This window comes from Marinobacter halophilus (assembly GCF_003007685.1).
GTDB classification, from domain to species: domain Bacteria; phylum Pseudomonadota; class Gammaproteobacteria; order Pseudomonadales; family Oleiphilaceae; genus Marinobacter; species Marinobacter halophilus.
Window position 1 is genome coordinate 64,178 of the sequence record NZ_PXNN01000017.1, and the last position, 22,063, is coordinate 86,240.

A 22,063-nucleotide genomic window follows, 5' to 3' on the forward strand; every position below is an offset into this window, starting at 1 on the left:
CAGATTTTACATTTCCGGAGTTACTTTTTTATGACGTGCTGGGACATTCTGGGCATTGAACCAACCGACGACCTGGAGCGCATTCGCCAGGCCTACGAGCGCCAAACCAAATTTGCCTCTGAAGACGAGGCCCGTGCGCTTGAGCATGCACTCCAGGAAGCAATGGGCGACGTGCCGCCGGTGCGAGAGTCTGCGCAAAGTCGCGTGGAGGACCTAAATTCGGCGCCGAACCATGCCGAAGCCGTTGCACCGGATGAGGAATATGAGCTGGACGCAACCGAAGCGCAGATCGCCCGCGAGGTAGTTATTCAAATCAAAGCGCTGATGAACGATGATCATCGCCAGCAGGATGCGGGTATCTGGAAGGCGATCTTATGCGAACCTCCGGCCGATGAGCTTGCCATGCGACGTGAAATCGGACGACAGCTCGAACCCCGGGTTCGCCCGATGGCTGAAAACGGAGCCTTTTCTGTTGCCGTCACCCGGTTTCTGGGGGACTGGTTTGACTGGTCCAGTGTTCGGAGCGCAAGCCCGGTGGCTGACTCGGGCAATCCTGACTCTGAACACGTCGATCCCCGTAACTCTGATCTTCGCAACTCTGATCTGCATAACGACCCGGAATCCGACATGGCTCCGGAGCAGCCACCCATGACCAACTTCTGGCCAGCGGTGATCGGCTGGATTGTGGGCCTGGTCATTCTAGCGACTATTTTCGGGGGCATGGGTGGCTGACGCCTGCTCGATCTTTTCACGGTATTTCTGGGCCAGGATGGCCCCCACGATGACCTGAATCTGGTTGTAGCACATGATCGGCAACACGATCATGCCGAAACCCGGGTGGCCGGAAAACAGCACCTTGGCCATCGGCAATCCCGAGGCCAGGCTCTTTTTAGAGCCACAGAATACCACCGCAGCTTCGTCTTCCAGACTAAAGCCCAGCTTCCGCACCATTAGCTGCGCAATCAGCATGAACAGTCCCAGCAAACCAAAGCACAGCATTATTGCCAGTATGACTGCCTGAATCGGCAGGTTCTGCCAAAGCCCGCTGACCACCGAATGTGAAAACGCCGAATACACGATGATCCAGATTACGCACTGATCATATCGGGTCATCAGCGATTCGTTTCGGGACAGAAAGCCTCCGAGCCAGGGGCGCATGGCATGCCCAACTGCAAATGGCAACAACAGCTGCACAATGATGTCCTTCAGAGCGTCGGCAATTGCGAAGTCAGCGGCACCCGAGGTGGACACCAGGAGCAACAGCAGAAACGGCGTGAGCATCATTCCGAACACGTTTGATGCCGCTGCACTGCAAATAGCCGCAGGTACATTGCCTCTGGCCATGGCGGTATAGGCAATCGAAGACGACACCGCAGACGGCAACACGCCCAAATACAGAAATCCAAGCCCCAGATCTTTTGGCATCCACTCCGGGATGATGTTGGTCAGACCGTTGATTGGCATCACTGCGAGCGGAAAAAACACGAAGGTGAGGGCAGTGATCAGTATGTGCAGGCGCCAATGGGTTGCACCATCAATAATCTGCTGCCGCGACAGGGCTGCGCCGTGGAAAAAGAACAGCAGGGCGACCGCGACGGTGCCGATGGTGGTCAGAGCATCCGCAGCTTGTCCGGTGACCGGCAAAAAAGAGGCGAGCACAATGGCGCCCAGTAGCAGGAGGGTGAAGGCATCGACACGAAACTTCATATCACTTTTCCGGACATCAGTGCGCTGAGGCTCGGCTTGAGCAAAGCCCGGGACAGCGCTTCGGCCTTGTCGGCATCCTTGCGCCGGATAGCCGCCAGCAGCAGTTCGTGGTCCTCCTGCGAGGGTTCGGGAAGATCGTCGTCCCGCTCTGTTCGCTCGATGGTCTGGCTTACCGCGTGGGAAAAGTAATCGTAAAGCTCCGTCAGTGCGGCATTGTGTGAGGCCTGCACCAGCGCGTGATGAAACCACTCATCGTGGCAGATCCGGTCATTAAGGTTGTTGCCAGCGGCAGCTCGCGCATCCAACGCATCGCTCATAGATTTGAGGTCTGCGTCGGTTCGCCTGAACGCGGCCAATCGGGCAGCTTCGGTTTCGAGCATAATGCGCACTTCCAGCTGTTCCGCCAGTTTGCTCCGGTCGATACGGCGCAGTGTTTCCCCCGCGTCTCGGTTGGAACGAACATAAGTGCCGTCGCCTTGTCGGGTTTCCAGCATTCCCACATGCACCAGAACGCGCACGGCCTCACGAATGGTGTTACGGCTGATGCCAAGTGCATCAGAGAGTTCGGACTCAACGGGTAGGCGAGTGCCGACCGGCCATTGGTCGCTTTCTATGGCCGTCCGCAGGCTCTCAATGGCCGTTTCCACCAGGGAGCCTTTTTTGATTGGCTTGAGCATTGCTTATCATCCAGTCTAATGATGATCCAATCATCCTATGAATTTAACCGATGTTCAACATACTTTAGCACCCCTGAGCCTGGGGCCGACCTAGCGGCCCGGCTCTGGCGGCAGGAATTGGTAATCTGTGGTGTCGGCAGAGCGCGTTGCAAAGCGATAGCTGAAGGTAAAACCGGGCCAGTTCACCGTATTGCGACCGTGCTCATCCAGATACCAGGACGTACATCCGGAATCCCAGACGCTGCCAGAAAGCCCGTCCTGCACCACCTGACAGTAGCGTGTCTGTGCCTCTTCGCGAACATCCATAGCTTCACCCGGGTATCGTGACAAGGCATTCAGAGCACTGATCACGAAGCGGAACTGGGACTCCAGCATGTAAAGAATCGAGTTGTGAGCAAGGTTGGTGTTTGGGCCATACAGCATGAAAAGATTGGGGAAGCCGTTCACGCTGATGCCTTTGAAAGCTTTACTGCCACTTGCCCAGGCATCGTTCAGCGATTGCCCGTTGCGCCCGGTAACGCGCATGGGCGATAAAAATTCAGTGGCTTTGAATCCAGTGCCAAAAATAATGGCATCCACCGGCCGGTGGCTGCCGCTGGTGCTGACCACGCCGGTTTCATCGATGTGTGAAACACCTTCCGTGATCAGATCCAAATGGGGTTGATTGATTGCCGGATACCAGTCATTGGAGATCAGGATCCGCTTACAGCCAATCCGGTAGTCAGGGATGATGTTTTTGAGCTTTTCGGGATCTGTCACCCATTTGTTGGCCTCTTTGTTTGCCTGTCGGGCAAACAGGTTGAGTATCCAGGAAAATCGGGTGAAGGCGAGGGCGCGAGATTCGTTTTTCCAATAGATCAGGGCGCGGTAAGCCCGGTCCCAGAATGGCAGCTTGCGGAACAACGTTTGTTCAACCGGCGTAAACGGTCGATCGGGCTTGGGTAATACCCAGGCGGCCGACCGTTGGTAGAGGTCAAGTCGGGCGACGGTACGGGTAATTTCGGGCACGAACTGAATAGCGCTGGCGCCGGTACCGATAACGGCCACCCGTTTACCCGTGAGGTCAGCCTGATGATTCCAGCGTGCGGAATGAAACCAGTTGCCTTGAAAACGGTCCAGGCCCGGTATGTTGGGCATGGCTGGCCGATTCAGTTGTCCGGCGGCAGTGATCAGCACATCGGCGGTGTAGGATTGCCCTGATTCTGTGGTTATCTTCCATTGATTGGTCCGGCTGTCAAAGCTGGCAGACTCCACAGACCTGTTGAACTCTATGTGCCGGTCAAGACCGTATTTGCGAACACAGTGTTCGATGTAGCCGAGTATCTCCGGCTGCCCGCCGAATTTTCGACTCCAATCGTGTTTTGGCTCGAATGAGTAGGAATAAAGGTGTGACTGAACATCGCAGGCGGCACCAGGGTAGGTGTTGTCGCGCCAGGTTCCGCCCACCGCACCGGCCTTTTCCAGCAGCGTGATCCGGGCGTAGCCGGCAAGTTTGAGCTGGATAGCCATCCCGATCCCGCCAAAACCGGTACCGATAATGACAACAGAGGGCTTTTGGGGCGTGAGCCTGGGTTTGGTCATGCATCTATCCTGATCTTTGTGTTTTAGTGCATGACTATAGCGGGCTGAGTACCCAACCAAAAGACCGTTTCCACCAGATTAATTGTCCGGAAAGGTCAACAGCTGTTCAGCCGGCTGGGTCATCAGCTCCTTGAGCGCAGGCGACTCGAATTGTCGGCGGATGCGAATAGCGTAAAACTCTTCAAAAACCCCCGGTAAGGCACCGTAATCCTTCAAACTTCCGTTCTTTAGCTCATCCCGGACCACCACCGGAGGAAGCACCGCCACATGCCCGCTATCTCGAGTCAGCAGTCGCATCATCGCCATATCATCCACCTCTGCCAGAACAATGGGGTGAATCTGATGGTGATCGCACAACTGATCAAAGGCCTGACGAATGTTGTTATCTGGTCCCGGCAATATCAGCGGACGGCCGCGCAGCATGTCGGGGAAGGCGCCGGGTTCTCCGATGTCTGGTGGTCCGATAATACTGACAGGCTGGCGGGCTATTCGTCTGCAGCGCCAGGGATTCTCGTCGTCACCTTGTACGGGTTGGTTGGAGAGGATCAGGTCCAGGCGGTGCGCGGAAAGTCTGCGCAACAGATCTTCCAGGCTGCCGCTTTGGAGCTTGAGCTCCAGGTCTTGACGGCCAAGTAGGGGGCGAATAAACCCCTCCTGAAAGTTCCGTGACAACGTTGCTACAGCGCCTACCTTGAGCACTTCCCGGTTGGCTTGATGGCCGGTGCTGAACAGGGCCTGCAGTTCTGCGCCCTGCCGGAATATGTCCTCGGCATAAGTAAAGGCTACCCGGCCGGCTTCAGACAGCTTCAAGCGCCGGCCTTCCCGCACGAACAGATCGTGTCCCAGGCTCTCTTCCAGTTTACGGATCTGTCCGGACAAAGCAGATTGTGAAATGTGCAGAGATTCTGCCGCGCGAGTCAGGTGCCCGCTGCGAGCAACCGCCCAAAAATAGTAGAGATGATGGTAGTTCAAGCGCATGCCGCTGTACCTTTTCCGTAATTCATTCTTTTTTAAAGAACGGTATGATCTTTATAAACCATTTTATCTATGATTGCATCAGCGGCAAAGTACGCCTGTAGATACAGGAGTCTTCTATGGTCGTTATCATCACTTCTTTCTCAATGTTTGTGCTCGCTTGCTGGCTCGCTTTGCCGGTTACGCTCTTGGCGATTGCCGGATTTGCCAACTGGACGACAACGCCAAGCAAACTCAATCACTGCTGGCGCATTGCAGATCGAATTCTTAGAGCTCTGATACTGGCGACTGCCCTTGTCGGGCTGTTGCTTATCGTCGATGGTCGGGTTATCGACACAGGTCTACCTGAACTTGGCTCGGCACTGGGGCTTTACCCGGACGGCTTGGCGGTTTGGATGGCCTTGATGGTGAGCTTTGTTGCCTGGATTATCCTGCGTTACGCCCGGGATTATCTAAATGGCGATCTGGCATTCCGGGCCTTTCTACCGTGGTTCCTGGTCACCGTAACCAGTGTTCTGGTTCTGGTTTTTACAAACCACTTGCTGGTTTTGGCGGGAGCCTGGGTTGCGGTAAGTCTGGCGCTGCATCATTTGCTGACGCTCTATCCCGAAAGGACGGAAGCGCGGCTTGCGGCCGCACAGAAGTTTATTACCAGCCGCCTCGGCGATCTGGCTGTTGTTGGCGCCGTGCTGTTGATCTGGCGTCATTACGGTAGCTTTCAGATACCGGAGATTCATGCGTTATCAACTCAGGTTGGTGCATCGTCGACAGAACTGACTGTGGCCTCGGTGCTGTTGGCCATTGCGGCAGCCCTCAAATGCGCCCAGATACCGTTCCACGGCTGGCTGATCCGGGTAATGGAGGCACCAACGCCGGTATCGGCACTGCTCCACGCGGGTGTGATCAACCTGGGCGGTTTTCTCTGGCTCCGGTTGTTTCCGGTCTTTGAAGGCTTCACTGCGGGGCACCTGATATTACTGGTGGTGGGCGGGTCCACCGCACTGGTGGCGGTGTTTACCATGATGGCGCAAACCTCGGTCAAGCATGCTCTGGTCTGGTCTACCAATGCGCAGATGGGCTTCATGCTCTTTGAAATTGCAGTGGGGGCTTACACTCTGGCGTTGCTGCACCTGCTCGCACATTCCCTCTACAAGGCCCACTCATTCCTTGCGTCCGGGCGCACGGTGAGAGCGTCAGTGGTGCATTTTACCGGTCGTCCCGGTCTGTCCAATGCAGGCTTTGCCTTAGTGGCGGCCATTATTTCAGGGGCAATGCTGTGGCTGGCACCAGGACTGGTCGAGAACAAGCGTATTTTGGCCGTTTTACTGGTAATGGCTGTCGCCGCCGCCGTATTTGGTATGCCCAGCGAGAGCTCTTCGAAAGCCAAAGTGACGGTTTTTTTCATGGCGATAGCTCTGGTGCCACTGTATGGCCTACTCAACAGCATGCTCGGCCCCACACTTCAAAGCAGCGGCACCTCTGTATTACCGTTAGCTGCCGAAGTGTTTGCCTGGGCCCTGATCATCAGTCTTGCAACATTGTCGTTGGTTACCCAGCTCTGGCCTAACACCCCCTCGCTGCAGCGCTTTCATCATCCGGTGAGCCAGGGATTTTATCTGGACCAACCGTTTGAACAAGCGACTCGGCGTTGGGCAAAACGTTGGCTCGCCACTGACGCCACGCAAGGCAAGCCTGACCACTATCTGTTGTCCTCCGGAGAACGCCCATGAATGCTCCTGTAATTTCTCAAGGTTCCGGCAACAGCAACGTTGTTCAGAATCAAGATATTGTTATGACCATTGCCTCGGCCTGCGAGCGGATAGCGCCCATCTGGCCACTGGACCGGTGGATAGCAGTGAATCCCTGGTGGGGACATCGACAGCAGAAAATAGAAAATGCCGACGCGGAGCTCCGTACGCGCGCCAACACCGGCTTGCTGATGCCGCCAGACTTCTACCTGAATGCCTGGCAGGGCAGTCGCGTTCGCAGCGAAGATCTGATCAGGGCAGCCGGGGAACGGCAATTACAGGGAACTGCAGAAAGCTTGGTAACCCGTTTAAAAGCCGCTCGGCATCAGCGCAATGGCGAACAAATGTCGCTGGCCTGCTCTGGTCGCCTTGAAAAGATAAGACAGCAGCTAGGCGGCCTATGTGCCCGTTATTTCGATAGCCGGCAAGGGCGATGGCGGGCTGCAACGGAGGGTCGTGATCTTTATGATCTGTGGTTTGATCAGCAAACCCAGAGCGTCGGCTCGGGCAACGGTCACCTTGCAAGCCAACTGGCCCGCTTACCGAACAACTGGCAACAAGCCGCAGCCTTTGTTGTGGCCGAATTGCCCAGTGCCGATGCCCGGCTTGAAGCTGTGGTGCATCAGCTGTTGCTGCAGTTACTTGGCTGGTCGTCATGGTGCAGGGGTGAAGATTGGCGAGCCTGCCTTGAAGGTCGGTCACTAAACCTGTGCCCGCAACTCGCTACCATTTTACTCGTGCATGAGTGGCTGGCAGCCAGCGAGCTTTCGGTGAGAGATCGCGGTGCCTGGCTGGACCAATGGTCAAGCCTGCGGTGGCTGACACAGGGTGATGAGTCTGCGCAAATTCTGTGGGTCTGGCACCGTGCCTATGAAATGACCTGGCAGCGGCAATTTCTCGAACGGCTGTGTTCCGTCAATAGCACTGAAAAACAGCTCGTTGCGACACCGGAGGTACAGGCGGCGTTCTGTATTGATGTCAGATCGGAAGTGCTTCGTCGCCACCTGGAGGCCTGCTATCCGAAAGCCGAAACCCTGGGTGTTGCCGGCTTCTTCGGTATGCCGGTGGTACACCAGGCACTGGGCCCGTCGGGTGGCGAGGCGCATTTGCCGGGATTGTTGGCCCCGGTTTACCGTTTCGGTGAAACCCTGGGGAGTGCGGCCGCTGACCGAGTCCTGAACCTAAAGCTGGATGGTCGCGAACAGGTGCGTGAATCCGTCAGGGGCGCAAAGTATTCCAGCCTCTCCACTTTTACTCTGGTGGAAACCACTGGTCTGGCCTGGGCCTGGAAGCTCATCCGCGACAGCCTTCACCATAACCCGTCAAAACAACCGAAATCTTCCGAGGGACGGCTGTTTCATTGTTATGGCGGCGACCCGCTGTCAGATCGTGAACGAGTCGACCTGGCCGAAGGGCTGCTCAGAGCAATGTCACTGACTCGCAGATTTGCCAGTTTGTTGTTGCTGGTAGGCCACGGCGCTCATACCGACAATAACCCGAATGAAGCGGGCTTGGCCTGCGGTGCCTGTGGCGGTAAAAATGGTGGGCTCAACGCCAGTATTGCGGCGGGTTTGCTGAATGATCGTAGCGTTCGTGCGGGTCTTGCTGAAAGGGGTATTGTTCTGCCTGACAGCTCTCTGGTGCTTGCCGCCGAGCATTGCACAGTCACGGATGAAGTGAGGATTTTGGCAGGCTCTGGTATTCCGGAAAGTCATCAGCGGATCTATACAGATCTGGTGAATCAGCTGCAGGTGGCAGCTAATAGCAGTCGCCGGGAACGGGCCACGGCGCTGCAGCTTAACGGCCACACCGATCAGCAACTGCATGCGGCCATGAAGCTTCGCACACGCAATTGGGCAGAGGTACGCCCCGAATGGGGTCTTGCGAACAACGCCGCCATGATTATTGGCTCCAGGCACATGACCCGGGGGCTCGATTTGGGTGGCCGCTGCTTTCTTCATGACTACAACCCGGACCTGGATCAAGACGGCTCGGTGCTGGCAGCACTGATGTCGGCACCGATGGTGGTAGCCAATTGGATTAACCTTCAGTACTTTGCGTCCGTCACCCAACCTTCGGTGTATGGGGCTGGCAACAAACTGCTGCATTCGGTGGTGGGCGGTAACCTGGGGGTGATCGAGGGCAACGGCGCGGACCTGCGCATTGGCCTGCCATGGCAATCTGTGCACGATGGCGAGCGTTGGCGCCATGAGCCAATGCGGTTAACGGTCCTGATTCATGCCCCGGCTGAACGCATCGAACAGGTCCTTTGCGCGCAGCCGGACGTCAAAGCCCTGGTTGATAACCAGTGGCTCTGGCTCTGGCGGGCGGGCGACAAGGGCGTCGTGCAATACCGAGACGGAGATTGGTTGCCGATATAGCTGCTAAATGTTGCAGGCTTTTGCCACGTCCCGACAATGCCAGTCCACGGTTTTGGGCTGGCCATTGTCGCCCGAGAACAGGTGGCCGATGTCCGGGACGCCATACCAGAGCTCACCGCGGCTCGGGTTCTGGCGGGCAAACTCGTTGTGACTCATGCCCACTTCCCAGATTTCATTGCTCTGCCAGCCTTCGGGTACCAGCTCGATGCGAACTTCCGAACCGATCAGGCTGACCGCGTCAATCCGCAGTGGAAGCCGCGCATGGGCGTCGGGGGCCCGCGCCAGATGCACCTCATGGGGCCGCAGGTACAGCTGGGCTTCCTGCTCAGACCGGTTGCCCGGTAGTGATACCCAGGCATCGCCTTGCACCAGTTTTTGCCCTCTGACCACGCCGGACAGCACATTGACGTGGCCCAGAAAATCGAAGACAAATCGGCTTTCTGGCTTGGCGTAAAGCTCTGTCGGCGTGTTGACCTGTTCTACCTGGCCCTGGCTCATGACCACCACCTGATCGGAAAGCTCCAGCGCTTCCTCCTGGTCGTGGGTCACAAAGATGCTGGTGAAATGGAATTCGTCATGCAGCGCCCGAAGCCAGCGCCGGAGATCCTTGCGAACCTTGGCATCAAGCGCACCAAACGGCTCGTCCAACAGCAGAATCCGCGGTTGGGTGGCCAGGGCTCTTGCCAGCGCAACTCGTTGCTTCTGACCACCAGACAGCTGGGCGGGGTATCGGTCTGCCAGCTGTGGCAGCTGGATCATTTCCAGTAATTTGGCCACTCGTTGCCGAATTTCCGGTTTGGACGGCCGTTGCCGGCGAGGCAGGGATTCCAGGCCAAAGGCTATGTTCTCGGCCACGGTGAGGTGGCGGAACAGCGCGTAGTGCTGAAAGACGAAGCCGATATTACGATTCCGCACATGCAGGCTGCTAACGTCTTCACCGCCAAACAGGATGCGGCCAGAGTCGGACGACTCCAGACCGGCGATGATTCTCAAGAGCGTGGTCTTGCCCGAGCCGGACGGGCCGAGCAGGGCGGTCAGTTTTCCCTCGGGAATCTCAAGGGCAACATCCCGCAAGGCCTGGAAACGACCAAAGGTTTTAGAAATCCGGTCTATGGTGATGCTCATCTAGGACACCTCCTTTTCGGGCGTCGATACGATAGGTCGGGATTGCCGCCATTCGACAAAGGCTTTGACCACCAGAGTCAGCATGGCAATGGCCGCCAACAAGGACGCACTGGCAAAGGCACCGACAACGTTATAATCCTGATAAAGTAGTTCAACATGCAGCGGTAACGTATTGGTTTCACCGCGAACGTTACCTGAAACAACCGACACCGCGCCGAACTCACCAACTGCGCGGGCGTTGGTCAGAACCACCCCGTAGATCAACGCCCACTTGATGTTCGGCAGGGTGATCTTGCGGAAAATTCGCCAGCCTGAGGCGCCAAGAACCACACCGGCCTCTTCTTCTTCACTGCCTTGTTGCTGCATGAGCGGAATCAGTTCGCGAGCCACAAACGGGCAGGTGACAAACACTGTGACCATCACGATACCTGGCCAGGAAAACATCAGTTGCACATCGTAGTTGGCCAGCCAGCCACCAAGCCAACCGTTACGGCCATAGAGCAGAAGGTACAACAGACCAGCGATGACCGGCGACACGGCAAACGGAATATCGATCAGCGTGATCAGCAGCTTACGACCCGGAAAGTGGAACCGGGTAACCGACCAGGCCAGGGCGGTTCCGAACACCAGATTCAGCGGTACCGTCAGTGCTGCGACAAACAGGGTCAAACCAATGGCGTGCAGGGTGTACTGGTCAGTGACGTTGTCAGCAAAGGTCGACCAGCCTGCGCTCAAGGCCTGGGCAAAGATCACCACAACCGGAATGACCAGCATGAACATGGCCAGCAGCAGAGCCGTGCCGATCAGCGAGCGGCGAACCCAGGGCTGGTCACCAACGCGGCGGTGAGCATTGGCCATCTAGCGACCCTCCAGGCGGCGCAGGTAGCGGCCCTGCCACAGGTTAATGGCAAACAGCAGTACCAGGGACGCCAGCAACACGACGGAGGCTATGGCACTGGCGGCGGCGTAGTCGTATTCCTGCAGACGGATAAACACCATCAGACTGGTCACTTCACTGACGTAAGGGGTATTGCCGGCGATAAAAATAATGGCGCCGAACTCGCCCAGACTGCGGGTAAAGGACAGCGCGATCCCGGTCACTAACGCCGGCCACAGCGATGGAAAGATGACCTTGCGGAAAACCCGGCCATCGCTTGCACCCAGACTCACAGCGGCTTCTTCATCTGCCGGTGACAGCTCTTCCAGCACCGGCTGAACGGTGCGCACCACAAACGGAATGCTGGTAAACGCCATGGCGACGACAATGCCCAGGGGGGTAAACGCGACCTCGATGCCCAGTTTCGCCAACCACTGCCCGTACCAGCCGTTCTGAGCGAACAGCGTGGCCAGAGTGATGCCAGCGACGGCGGTGGGGAGCGCAAACGGCAAATCGACAAAGGCATCCACGATGCGTTTGCCGGGGAATTCGTAGCGTACCAGTATCCACGCCAGCAGCAGGCCAAAAAAGCCGTTGAAGAGTGAGGCGGCCAGCGCGGTCCACAGTGTCACCTTGTAGGATTCCACCACTCGAGGGTCGGTAATGGTGAACACAAACTGGTCCCAGGTCATGCCCGAGGTTTCAATTACCAGGCCGGTGATGGGCAGGAGCAGAACCAGGCTGACAAAAAACAACGAAATGCCGAGGCTGAGACCAAACCCCGGCAAGACTCGTTTACTGCGACCTGAAAAGCGCCGCACGGGGGCGACGCTGGGGTTGGCGGATGCAGACATGGCAGCCCCTTATCGACGCCGTTGCAGCTGGTCCAGCTTGCCGCCGCTGGCAAAGTGGTCTGCCATGGCCTTCTCCCAGCCGCCGGCGATGTCATCGATGGACTTGAGCTTCAGATCCCGGAAGCGATCCTTGTTTTCCTGTTTCACCGTTTCGTTGTGAACGCGGTAATTGAAGCCCGCCAGTAACCGCTGGGAGTCTTCAGAATACAGGTGTGTCAGGTATTCTTTTGCCAGCGCTTCGGTGTCGTTCTGTTTAACGTAATCGTCGATCCAGGTGACCGGGAACTCAGCGAGAAAGCTGACACTCGGGGTGATGACCAGGTACTCGCCATCTTCAAAGCGATCGGCAAGGTTCAACACTTCAGACTCGAAGGTCAGCAGGGCATCGCCAATACCGCGCTCGATGAAGGTGGTGGTTGCGCCGCGACCGCCGCTGTCGAACACCCGCACCTGACCAAGAAACGCGGACAGAAACTCGTCAATGCTTGCCTGATCATCTCCGAATTCATCCTGAGCGTATCCAAGAGCCGCCAGATAGGTATAACGACCGTTACCGGAGGTTTTCGGGTTCGGCATCACCAAGGCAACATCCTCACGAACCAGATCATCCCAGTTCTGGATGTTCTTCGGGTTATCCTTTCTGACCAGGAACGCCATGGTTGAATAGTAGGGGGAGCTGTTGTTTGGCAGACGTTCCGCCCAGTTTTCCGGAATCAGGCCGCCGCGGGCATGCAGGATGTCGATGTCGGTAACCTGATTAAAGGTCGCGACGTCTGCTCTAAGTCCTTGAATAATGGCTTGGGCCTGACGCGAAGAACCCGCATGAGACTGCTTGACCTCGAGCGTCTCACCGGTCTTTTCCTGCCAGTGTTTGCCGAATTCTACGTTGTAAGCGGCGAAGAGTTCCCGGGCGATGTCGTAAGACGTGTTGAGAAGCTCCCGGTCGGCCGCGAGTGCCGGTTGGGCGGAGAGCAGGGCAGCGCCCAGTGCAAATCCTTTGAACAGTTGTTTCATGGTGAGCTCCTCAGAACCAAAAAGATGAATCTGAGAAGTAATCTATCAAAGGTTTCTAAGAACTAAAAATATTAAAAATAAATATTGAAATCGCTTTATGGAATATACATGACGGGTCATCAATACTTTAATAAAGCTGAGCCCCAGGTAAAACCGCCGCCAAAGGCTTCAAGCAGCACAACCTGGCCGCGTTTGATTCGACCATCCCTGACGGCTTCATCCAACGCGAGAGGGATTGAGGCGGCCGAGGTGTTGCCATGGCGGTTTACTGTCATCACAACCTGGTCCATCGACATGTTGAGTTTGCGAGCCGTCGCGGTGATGATGCGCAGGTTAGCCTGGTGAGGCACCAGCCAGTCAATATCTGATTTCTGCATCTTATTGGCTTCGAGCGTTTCATCAACAATCTGGCCAAGGGTGTTAACCGCTACCTTGAACACCTCGTTACCTTTCATCTCAACGAAGGCCTGCCCCGCCTTGACGGCATCGAAGTTTGTGGCTACACCGCAGGGCACGTGCAGCAGTTCTTCGTAGCGGCCATCGGCATGCAGGTGGGTAGACAGAATGCCGGTTTCCTCATTGGCTTCCAGAATGACCGCGCCGGCACCGTCACCGAACAGCACGCAGGTAGTGCGGTCATCCCAGTTCAAAATTCTTGAAAATACTTCGGCACCAATGACCAGAGCCTTTTTGCTGGTGCCGGTACTGATGAATTTTTCAGCCATCGCCAGGGCGTAAACAAAGCCACTGCATACTGCCTGAATGTCAAAAGCAGGGCAGCCATGAATGCCCAGACGTGCCTGAAGAATACAGGCGCAGCTGGGGAATACTTTGTCCGGCGTGGTGGTGGCAAAAATGATCAGGTCGATATCACTATTGGCGATACCCGCAGCTTCGATTGCACGAAGCGCAGCCTGTTCCGCAAGATCAACGGTGGTTTGACCGGGCAGGGCGATATGGCGCTGTTCAATACCGGTGCGATCACGAATCCACTGGTCGGAGGTGTTTACCCGCTTTTCCAGATCGCGATTGGTAACAATGTTGTCCGGCAGGTAAGAACCGGTTCCGGCAATGCGTGCAAAAGTCATGCGTTGTATCCAGGGCCATATACGATAAACATAGACCCATGCTAACCCTTTGCAACCGGATTGGTTATTAGCGGATTGTCATAGTCTCCCCGGGTTACCTGGTTAGGGGCCCGGGGAGTCGACGCTGGGTGATCAGCTGTCTTTGAGGGATTTCATGTCAATCACGAAGCGGTACTTCACGTCGCCTTTTTTCATGCGCTCATAAGCTTCGTTAATGTTATGGATATCGAGCATTTCGACATCACAGGTAATGTCGTGCTCGGCGCAGAAATCCAGCATCTCCTGTGTTTCCGGCATGCCGCCGATCAGCGAGCCCGCAACCGTACGACGCTTGGTGACCAGCAGCCCAGCCTGTAAAGCCGGCTCCACCGGGGTCAGCAGTCCCACCAGAATATGGGTGCCGTCGTACTTCAGACACTTCAGGTATGGGTTGAAGTCGTGGGCGACGGGAATGGTGTCGAGCAGAAAATCGAATGACTCCGCCGCGGCTTTCATCTGGGCCTTGTCCGTGGAAATAATCACGTGATCTGCGCCCTGCTTTTTCGCTTCGGCCACCTTGGCTTCGGAACGGGTGAAAATGGTGACTTCGGCACCGAGCGCCTTGGCGAGCTTCACGCCCATATGGCCCAGACCGCCCATGCCGAGCACGCCCACTTTATGGCCTTTACCGACGTTGAAATGCTTGAGGGGCGAGTAGGTGGTAATGCCGGCACACAGAAGCGGTGCTGCACTGGCCGGGTCCAGCTTATCGGGCATGCGAACCACGAAGCGTTCACTGACCACGATCTTGTCGGAATAGCCGCCGTGGGTGACCGTGCCGTCGTGCCGATCCAGACTGCCGTAGGTCATGGTGGAGCCTTCAAGGCAGTATTGCTCAAGCCCGGAATCGCAGGCAGAGCAGCTGCGACAGCTGTCTACCATGCAACCCACACCCACCAGATCACCAGGCTTGTAGGCGGCGACTTCAGGGCCAACCGCCGTTACCCGGCCAACAATTTCATGGCCCGGTACCACAGGGTACTGGGAGCCGCCCCAGTCATTTTCGACGGTATGCAGGTCGCTGTGGCAAACGCCGCAGTAGTCGATTTCGATGGCGACGTCATCGGTGCGCAATGCTCGCCGGTCAAAGGAGTAGGGCGCCAGGCCGGAAGTTGGACTGGTAGCTGCGTATGCGCGAGTGTTAGCCATTAAAGACTCCTTGATTAATTAGCTTGCTGAATTCCGTGCAAGATACGTAAACGATGTCATATAGACCATACCAGGTACAATCCGATGTTGCGTGATACCCCATCACTCAGAGTCAGTGTCCGCCTGCTCACTCAATACTTCGGGCTTTTTCAGGGCCTTCTGGAACAGATCCTTGTTCTCCGCAATCAGCAGGGCACACTGCTCTGCGTATTCCTCCGGCATCGCCGGGATCTTTTTCTCCAGCCACAGCTGGATGTTTTCAGAAAGCTCGAGCATTTTATCCCGGGCATCGGCGTCAGCTTTAGTCGTGAAGAGCATCGAATCGGGGGTCTTGAGTGCCATTTCGAGTCCGTCGCGGTCTGAATAGAACAAAGATTGAACAGCCATTTAGAAGATTCCTCGCTGTTTTATGGATGACTGTATAAATATACAGCCCCATGATAGCGCACTCTGTTGCAGTTATCGAGGGGCTCACCGCACAAGCTTTTACTGGCGAAACTTACCCGCTCAAGGCTTCATGTGGGCCAATTTAAGTTCTCTCAGCATGGCGCGTTTTTTCCGTTGGTGGTTTTGCATTCGTTTCAGAATATTGTCCAGGGCTTCCACCGCCTCAAGGATGTGCGGGCCCTTGTTGAGCATGACGCATTCCGCTCGATGCGCCATCACGACATCAGAGATTTCCGCTCTTGATGGCAGGCCCTTTTGAGCGAGATTCTCAAGCACCTGGGTCGCCCAGATCACAGGAACATGGGCCGCTTCACAAACCGAAAGTATTTCTTCCTGAACTTCTGCCAGACGTTCATAACCGCATTCAACCGCCAGGTCACCTCGGGCGATCATCACACCACAGTTGGGCCACCGCATGGCGGCCAGCAGCATTGAGGGGAGGTTTTCGAAGCCTTTTTGCGTTTCTATTTTCAGTACGATGGCGGGTTTGTTTACGTTAATAGTCTCAAGACTTGTTTCTAGCATCAGAACATCTTGCGCTGAGTTTGCGAAGGACATCTCAACAGCGTCAGCGTGTTCGGCTATAAAAGCCAGATTGTTGATGTCTTCCTGGGTGACTGCCTCGATATTCAGTCGGCTGTCAGGGAGGTTAATCCCTTTACCACCGCGGAGCTTGGTCCCCCCTGGGCGGGCATGCGTGATCTTTACCGAGAAGTGGCCATCCTCTACTTTTTCGATGACACCGCCAATCTTGCCATCGTCGAACCAGATGGAGTCTCCGGGCCGGACCTGGAAGACAACTTCAGGCATGGTGCAGCTGACTGTCGCTGGCGAAAGAACATTTCCCAGGCCATCACGACTCTCGGCGTGCCCCAGCACAGGTTGCGCGGTAACGATCAGTGCGTCTTCTTTCTTCAGAAGAATGAAGCCGGGGCGTAACGGAAACTCGCCAATATCACAACATGCCATTCCAGGCGTTTGACGTTGGAGATGTAACTTCGTGCCAGGCACCACGTAGCACGCTTTGGTACTTTCCAGCCAGCAGCCCTCATCGGTTCTTTCCGATACAGCCCATTGTCGCGACTTTCTTCTGGCATCTACCAGAGCAATTTCATCACACTGCCTCAGGCCATTGAGGAAGCGCGCTGGAACCTGGAACTGGGCCTCGCAGTCATCGGGAGCACAGGACGGCAATTCGTTTGGAGTAAGCCAGATCCGGGCGGGTGTCACGGTAATGCCATATGCATTCCGCTTCGGCCGAACGTGCACCACGGCCGGCTCCGGTTTAATCTCGCCAGTTCGTATCTTGGGTCCACCCAGATCCATGAACACACGGCAATCTGCGCCAAGGGTTTGTTCCGCCTGGCGCAAATTGCGGATCATCGCCCTCCAGATTTCGGGGCTATCGTGGGCACAGTTGACCCGCATGCAGTTCATGCCCTTGGCCAGGAGGTTGTGAATGATGCTGCCATCATGGGCGGCCTCCGTTGGCATGGTGACCATAATACGAACGCTTCGCTCGTTAGCTGCGGGGCCAAGTAACTGGTCAGTATGTCTTGTCAGAACTCTCGGCCCCTCCTGAATATCAATCGTTGAACCTGTTCCGGGCTCTGACTCAGGGAGACTTTGGCCGAGTAGGGCGGCTAACGTGCGAATTACCGCATCCAGCGTTGAAAGCACGCAGGATTCAGATCGGCCCAGTGAAGACAGCCCCAACGCGGCAAGGCGCTGCTGGATTGGCCGGATATCGTGCCGCCGAAGAGACATATAATAGAGCAGGTTTTCAGCACTGAGCTCATAGGCCGGATTGAATGCATTCACCTTAAGCCGGTGTTCTTTGGTGTCCCGAATCAGGGATTCTCGCAGTTTCTTCAAGTCTTCCAGTAAGCCGCCAACGCCCTCAATTTCCGAGGGGGAAAGCGTTGTTTTCAGTACCTCTTCCATGATTCAGCTCCTGGGTCGTTCCGGTCTTTGAACGCGTTGGGATCTCAAGGTGATGTTGTCCACAATTCATACGTTACTTAACTGTCGGGGAGGACTGTTTCAGTGGTGTGAAACTTTTGTGGCTGAAGCCTGGAGCAATAATGCAGCCGGTTTTCAACCCTTCCCGGAATCATGTTATTTTCTAACAGGAGAATCCTGGTGACTTACATCAGAAAACCTAGCACTGGCGGACAGACTTTATGAACGTAATCATCATCGGCGCGGGCATTATGGGAACCACGTTTGCCACCTTGGCGAAAGAGCTGGCACCCGAGTTGGACATCACCATTCTGGAACGTCTGAATAGCGCCGGGTCGGGCAACTCATGGGCGTTCAATAACGCCGGTACCGGGCACGAAGCCAACTGTGAGCTGAACTACACCCCGGTGGATGAAGAGGTCATTTCAGTTGAGAAAGCATTGAAGATTCATGCCCAGTTCAATGTGGCCAAGCAGTTCTGGGCTTACCTGATGGAGCAGGGCGCCATCAAAGATCCGACAACCTTCATCAATCAAACCAAGCACTGCACCATCGTGTCTGAGCCAGCCATTGAAGAACTGCGGTTGCGATTCAAGGAAATGTCGGCTCATCATTTTTTCGAACACATGCGTTACTCAGAAGACTTTGATGAAATAAAGAGCTGGATTCCCTACACCATGGAAGAGCGTCCTCGCCATGAAAAAATGGCGGCTACCGTCATTGAAACGGGTACAGACGTAAACTTTGGTGCTTTAACGGAGCAGATGGCTGCGCATGCAGTGCAAGACCTGAACGTTAAGATTGACTATGACACTCACGTTAAACGTGTGCACAGAAGCCCCACCGGCCGCTGGCTTGTTGAAGCCGAAAGCAGAGGCGCCAAGGTTCAGTACAAGGCAGATGTGCTGTTCGTAGGCGCCGGCGGAGGCGCATTCCCCTTGTTGAAAAAAAGCCAACTGCCGTTTCGAAGCCGGTTTGCCGGTTTTCCCGTGGGCGGGCGATTCTTGCAGACCTCCATCAGCGAAGAGCAGGCCGGGCATTACCGGGCCAAAACCTATGGCAAAGCGAAAGTTGGCGCGCCGCCCATGTCCGTACCGCACCTGGATTTGCGGGTGGTGGATGGCAAACACTATCTGCTTTTCGGGCCTTTCGCGTCATTTAAACCGGTGCTCGAGCGCGGTCGTGGCTTTTTCGATTACCTCAGTTCCATGCGTCTGCATGATATTCCGGGTTTGCTTAACGTCGCCCTGGAGCATTTTCCGCTGGTTAAATATCTGGTTTCCGAGACCTTCAAGGGCGAAAAGAGCATGTTCGACGAGCTGGACAGCTTTGCGCCTGGTTTGAGTAAGAAGTTTGACTGGAAACCGGTGGAGGCCGGCCAACGCGTGCAAATTATCAAAGACCGGGATTTGCAAATGGGCACAGAAATCATCGTGTCCAAAGACAAGACCTACGGGACCTTGCTGGGAGCTTCGCCCGGAGCGTCGGTGTCACCCGAGGTGATGTTACGCAGCCTGGAGCAACTGATGCCGTCCATTTTTAACAACGAGGACGTCAGGAAAAAGCGTAAGGAGATCTTCCCCGAGGATGATTTGAATACGTTAATCGGACAGCCTGATCGTTACCGGGAGATTCGTGACGCGGTCAACGAACGTTTGGGGATAAAGCAGCCCTAGTTGTAACAAGAGCAATATACGTGCTCGCTCAGAATTAACCCTGGTAGGGTGAAGATTTTTCGCGTTCAGTTGTCCATGCTGCTGTTTCGAGAGCAGGTGCTTCGCAGGAACCAGCTATTGATTAGCTTCAACACCTTGCCCTGTGAGCGGTGAGTAACACCGCCGCGATCCTATCAGTTTCTGCATAGGCCGGCTGGTTCAGTTCTTCGCCGAACACGTCCGGGTCAAGTTCCTGGTAGTCCCACTCAACGGAGCCATCGTTGAGTATTGGCGCGACCAAAGCGCGGAACCGGTCCGTTCCGTCGATGATGGCCGTACCCGTGTAGAGCAGCAGCGTGCCGCCTGGGGCCAGCCTCGTTTTCGCCAGGCTGGCAATCGCCAGGGAAAGTCCTTCGCCGAAGCTGCCGCCACCGTGCCGGTAAGTGCGCTCCTGCGCATCGAGCAGGTAAGGAGGGTTGGCGACGATTAAATCAAAGTCTCCGTTTACGCCGTCAAGCAGATTGGAGTGTTGGGCCACGACTCGCGTGGCGCCGGCAACGCGGGCGTTGACGGAAGTGTACCGTAGCGCCGTGTCGTTGATGTCGACAGCAAACACGTCGGCTTGTGGCCGCTCCAGAGCAACGACCACCGCACCCGGCCCGGCGCCGCAGCCGATGTCGGCGGCCCGCTCGAGGCGCACATCTCCGGCCAGGTATCGAGTGATTGCATTCGCGAAGCGGTAGGTGTCGGGTCCGAAAAAGATCGCGTCAGAGGCCGTCGTCGGAAAAGCCGAGTGTAGAAAAAGTTGGCCCCGCAGCGTCGACGCCCGCACTCGCGAGATCCAACCGTCATCATGGGGATCCAGCACTTCTGCCTTGCGCATTGCCTCGAAAAGCTCGGGCGTTATAACGCCCTCCCGGAACGGTCGACTCCAACCGAAGACGTCTGTTGCGTTGCGCGCCCAGGCATTCTGCAATCGTGCATTGACGCGAGCATGGGTCGCCGGTGTTACGGTGGTGAATGAGTATCCGGTCGCTTTGAGCACCATCGCGAGATGCAGCAGTTCATCGTTTTTCACGGAGACGTTACGTGCTGAAAGAGATCGGCATAGAGCCGTGTTGCCACCAGCCCCGCAGGGGTAGGGTGGTTCGCTGGTGAGAGCAGGCCCGTTAACACGGCGAACGCCTCCGCCTTGGTGTCGATCCTGACCAACTTCTGGAAAAGCGCATCAACGTCTGCGCCTCTGCCGAGTTTCGGATTCCCGCTGGCGTGGCGTGCGATGATCTGTGCGACCGACGTACCGCTTTGCAGCCCTGCGGGTGCCTCGTCGACAGGTCCTGGGATCTGGCGGTTGCGGAACCGGTTTGTCGTGCGTGCGGTCGGATTCTCGCCGGAATCGGCCAGAATCCAGTCCTTCAAGAGTTGCTGCTCGTAGCCGTCGAAGACGCCGAACATGGGCGCCTGCTCATCGGTTAACAGGCGCCAGAAGCGGCTTTGCTCCGGGCTCTCGCCGCGCCGGATCCATCCGGCGGATTGCAAAGCGCTGAGTAGATCGACAATCTCGCCCGGCGATGAAAGCCAGTCGCTTACCGACCGGCCCCCGACCAGACAATAGTCCGAATGCAATTGTGCGCCGATCAAGGCCTTGTCCGCGAACACTCGCTGCAGTTCCTGCTCAATATCGAAAGACTCAATCGCCTGAGGCGTGCCCATGCCGACGAGGTTCAGACGAAAGCCGTTACCGACGCGTCGCTGAAACTCTGAGACATCGCCGGTTCTCGGCGAGTTATCCAGCACGGTTTGCAAGGCCTTGCGCGCGTGCCCGGTTGAGGCATTGTCAATCGTCACGTGCAGGCTGAAGTAGTACGGATCTATGTCGAGCTCGTTCAGTTCGTAGGCGGTGATGAGCAGGTGCAGCGGCAACTGCTCGTAGCCGAGATTGAAACCGATCAGTTCCGGCAAGAATTCCCGGGCGTGGTGTGCCAGTGCTAGCTGGACGGCACCCTGAGTGAAGTGCCCGTCGGGACCGTCTTGCCAATTATCGCAACCATACCGGGCGAGCAATTGCCTGTAGAGCAACACGTGGTTTTGCGCAGGATTGCCGCAGCCGAGCTCTTCCAGATAAGTTTGGATTAGCGGCGCGAGCCGGGAATCCTGCCATCGCGCCAGCACGCCATAGAGCCAGGCGCCGTCCACAAGTTTGGTGGGTGCAACCGCCCGAAGAAAATACAGCGCATGGGCACGGCAGCTGAAATAGCGCCGTGGCGAACCGGCGTGCCGCCCGTCCAGGTAGCGGCGGTAAGCCTGTGCCGCCTGATCATGGGCGTTGTGTAACACACTTGGCAAAGAGCGCATGTCGGTGGGGAAGTCTGTGTCAATCTCTGCGGCCACGACCAGTTGTTCCAGCAGGAGGGATCGCGATTTGGCGTTCGCCAATTCGTCAATCTGGCCGGCGCTGCCGCCGCGTTCGTCTAACATCGCGAAGTAGAGCTGCTTGCTACTCTCTCGCTGTCGCACCAAATAGGGGGGCGTCGCCGGCTGAAACTTACCTGGTACTGAATACATCAAAATTCATGTCCTCCTTCTCATCTGACCCTCACACACGCGCGAGGAGAGATAACGCAATCACCTCTGAAGGTTTATAGTGCACCGCAACAACGCACGAGTCTGTTCGGCACACCACGCACTGAGGGTCTATTAACGGCAAGGGGCGGGGTTGAGAGATATAAAATGGCTGGCGGAGGTGGTTTGCACAATGCTGACACTGGTCTGAGACTGGTTTGC

At 56.2% G+C, this 22,063-nt stretch carries 18 protein-coding genes; 4 read left to right on the forward strand and 14 right to left on the reverse strand.

The features are described 5' to 3' along the window. Positions 1 to 30: 30 nt before the first annotated feature. Positions 31 to 732: a J domain-containing protein gene (locus C7H08_RS14180; protein WP_106672900.1), complete on the forward strand. Its 702-nt coding sequence runs from the start codon at positions 31 to 33 to the stop codon at positions 730 to 732. On the opposite strand, the gene C7H08_RS14185 is transcribed toward C7H08_RS14180, so the two are convergent. The 4 genes from C7H08_RS14185 to C7H08_RS14200 all read right to left on the reverse strand — a co-directional run bounded on the left by C7H08_RS14185 (position 700) and on the right by C7H08_RS14200 (position 4,943). After that, the gene (locus C7H08_RS14185; RefSeq protein WP_106672901.1) at positions 700 to 1,707 is read right to left on the reverse strand and encodes a bile acid:sodium symporter family protein; all 1,008 of its coding nucleotides are present in this window, start codon (positions 1,705 to 1,707) and stop codon (positions 700 to 702) included. The two genes, C7H08_RS14180 and C7H08_RS14185, sit on opposite strands and share 33 nt — an antisense overlap. Continuing rightward, positions 1,704 to 2,384 carry a FadR/GntR family transcriptional regulator gene (locus C7H08_RS14190; RefSeq protein ID WP_106672902.1) on the reverse strand — a complete coding sequence of 227 codons (681 nt, stop codon included), beginning with the start codon at positions 2,382 to 2,384 and terminating at the stop codon, positions 1,704 to 1,706. Before C7H08_RS14190 ends, C7H08_RS14185 begins: the two co-directional genes overlap by 4 nt. Positions 2,385 to 2,474: 90 nt before the next feature. Further along, positions 2,475 to 3,965, reverse strand: a complete 1,491-nt coding sequence (locus tag C7H08_RS14195; RefSeq protein WP_106672903.1) for a flavin-containing monooxygenase — start codon at positions 3,963 to 3,965, stop codon at positions 2,475 to 2,477. A 78-nt stretch (positions 3,966 to 4,043) separates the two neighbouring features. Next, positions 4,044 to 4,943: a LysR family transcriptional regulator gene (locus C7H08_RS14200; RefSeq protein WP_106672904.1), complete on the reverse strand. Its 900-nt coding sequence runs from the start codon at positions 4,941 to 4,943 to the stop codon at positions 4,044 to 4,046. A gap of 116 nt (positions 4,944 to 5,059) precedes the next feature. On the opposite strand from C7H08_RS14200, the gene C7H08_RS14205 reads away from it, so the two are divergent. Continuing rightward, entirely contained in the window at positions 5,060 to 6,670 is a 1,611-nt protein-coding gene (locus C7H08_RS14205) for an NADH-quinone oxidoreductase subunit L (RefSeq protein WP_106672905.1), read from the forward strand. Next, on the forward strand, positions 6,667 to 9,069 hold the full coding sequence (locus tag C7H08_RS14210) for a YbcC family protein (RefSeq protein WP_227663283.1): 2,403 nt from the start codon (positions 6,667 to 6,669) through the stop codon (positions 9,067 to 9,069). Before C7H08_RS14205 ends, C7H08_RS14210 begins: the two co-directional genes overlap by 4 nt. A gap of 3 nt (positions 9,070 to 9,072) precedes the next feature. Here C7H08_RS14210 and C7H08_RS14215 read toward each other — a convergent pair whose 3' ends face one another. The 8 genes from C7H08_RS14215 to C7H08_RS14250 all read right to left on the reverse strand — a co-directional run bounded on the left by C7H08_RS14215 (position 9,073) and on the right by C7H08_RS14250 (position 17,606). Then, positions 9,073 to 10,194, reverse strand: coding sequence for a sulfate/molybdate ABC transporter ATP-binding protein (locus tag C7H08_RS14215; RefSeq protein WP_106672906.1), 1,122 nt, complete (start codon positions 10,192 to 10,194; stop codon positions 9,073 to 9,075). Further along, positions 10,195 to 11,052 (reverse strand): sulfate ABC transporter permease subunit CysW, encoded by an 858-nt coding sequence (cysW, locus tag C7H08_RS14220; RefSeq protein ID WP_106672907.1) that lies wholly within the window; start codon positions 11,050 to 11,052, stop codon positions 10,195 to 10,197. Further along, positions 11,053 to 11,925, reverse strand: a complete 873-nt coding sequence (cysT, locus tag C7H08_RS14225) for a sulfate/thiosulfate ABC transporter permease CysT (RefSeq protein WP_106672908.1) — start codon at positions 11,923 to 11,925, stop codon at positions 11,053 to 11,055. It abuts the gene before it with no gap. A gap of 9 nt (positions 11,926 to 11,934) precedes the next feature. After that, positions 11,935 to 12,939: a thiosulfate ABC transporter substrate-binding protein CysP gene (gene cysP, locus C7H08_RS14230; RefSeq protein ID WP_106672909.1), complete on the reverse strand. Its 1,005-nt coding sequence runs from the start codon at positions 12,937 to 12,939 to the stop codon at positions 11,935 to 11,937. Between the two features lie 119 nt (positions 12,940 to 13,058). Continuing rightward, positions 13,059 to 14,027 carry a beta-ketoacyl-ACP synthase III gene (locus C7H08_RS14235; RefSeq protein ID WP_106672910.1) on the reverse strand — a complete coding sequence of 323 codons (969 nt, stop codon included), beginning with the start codon at positions 14,025 to 14,027 and terminating at the stop codon, positions 13,059 to 13,061. 132 nt (positions 14,028 to 14,159) lie between these two features. Further along, entirely contained in the window at positions 14,160 to 15,215 is a 1,056-nt protein-coding gene (locus tag C7H08_RS14240) for an NAD(P)-dependent alcohol dehydrogenase (protein ID WP_106672911.1), read from the reverse strand. Between the two features lie 102 nt (positions 15,216 to 15,317). After that, positions 15,318 to 15,602, reverse strand: coding sequence for a YebG family protein (locus C7H08_RS14245; RefSeq protein ID WP_106672912.1), 285 nt, complete (start codon positions 15,600 to 15,602; stop codon positions 15,318 to 15,320). A 120-nt stretch (positions 15,603 to 15,722) separates the two neighbouring features. Then, positions 15,723 to 17,606: a pyruvate kinase gene (locus C7H08_RS14250; RefSeq protein WP_106672913.1), complete on the reverse strand. Its 1,884-nt coding sequence runs from the start codon at positions 17,604 to 17,606 to the stop codon at positions 15,723 to 15,725. A 239-nt stretch (positions 17,607 to 17,845) separates the two neighbouring features. Here C7H08_RS14250 and C7H08_RS14255 point away from each other — a divergent pair, with 239 nt between their 5' ends. Continuing rightward, positions 17,846 to 19,300: a malate:quinone oxidoreductase gene (locus C7H08_RS14255; RefSeq protein ID WP_106672914.1), complete on the forward strand. Its 1,455-nt coding sequence runs from the start codon at positions 17,846 to 17,848 to the stop codon at positions 19,298 to 19,300. A gap of 127 nt (positions 19,301 to 19,427) precedes the next feature. Here C7H08_RS14255 and C7H08_RS14260 read toward each other — a convergent pair whose 3' ends face one another. Beyond that, positions 19,428 to 20,327 (reverse strand): methyltransferase, encoded by a 900-nt coding sequence (locus tag C7H08_RS14260; RefSeq protein ID WP_106673599.1) that lies wholly within the window; start codon positions 20,325 to 20,327, stop codon positions 19,428 to 19,430. Positions 20,328 to 20,353: 26 nt separating this feature from the next. Next, the gene (locus C7H08_RS14265; protein ID WP_207768327.1) at positions 20,354 to 21,844 is read right to left on the reverse strand and encodes an iron-containing redox enzyme family protein; all 1,491 of its coding nucleotides are present in this window, start codon (positions 21,842 to 21,844) and stop codon (positions 20,354 to 20,356) included. Between the last annotated feature and the right edge of the window lie 219 nt (positions 21,845 to 22,063).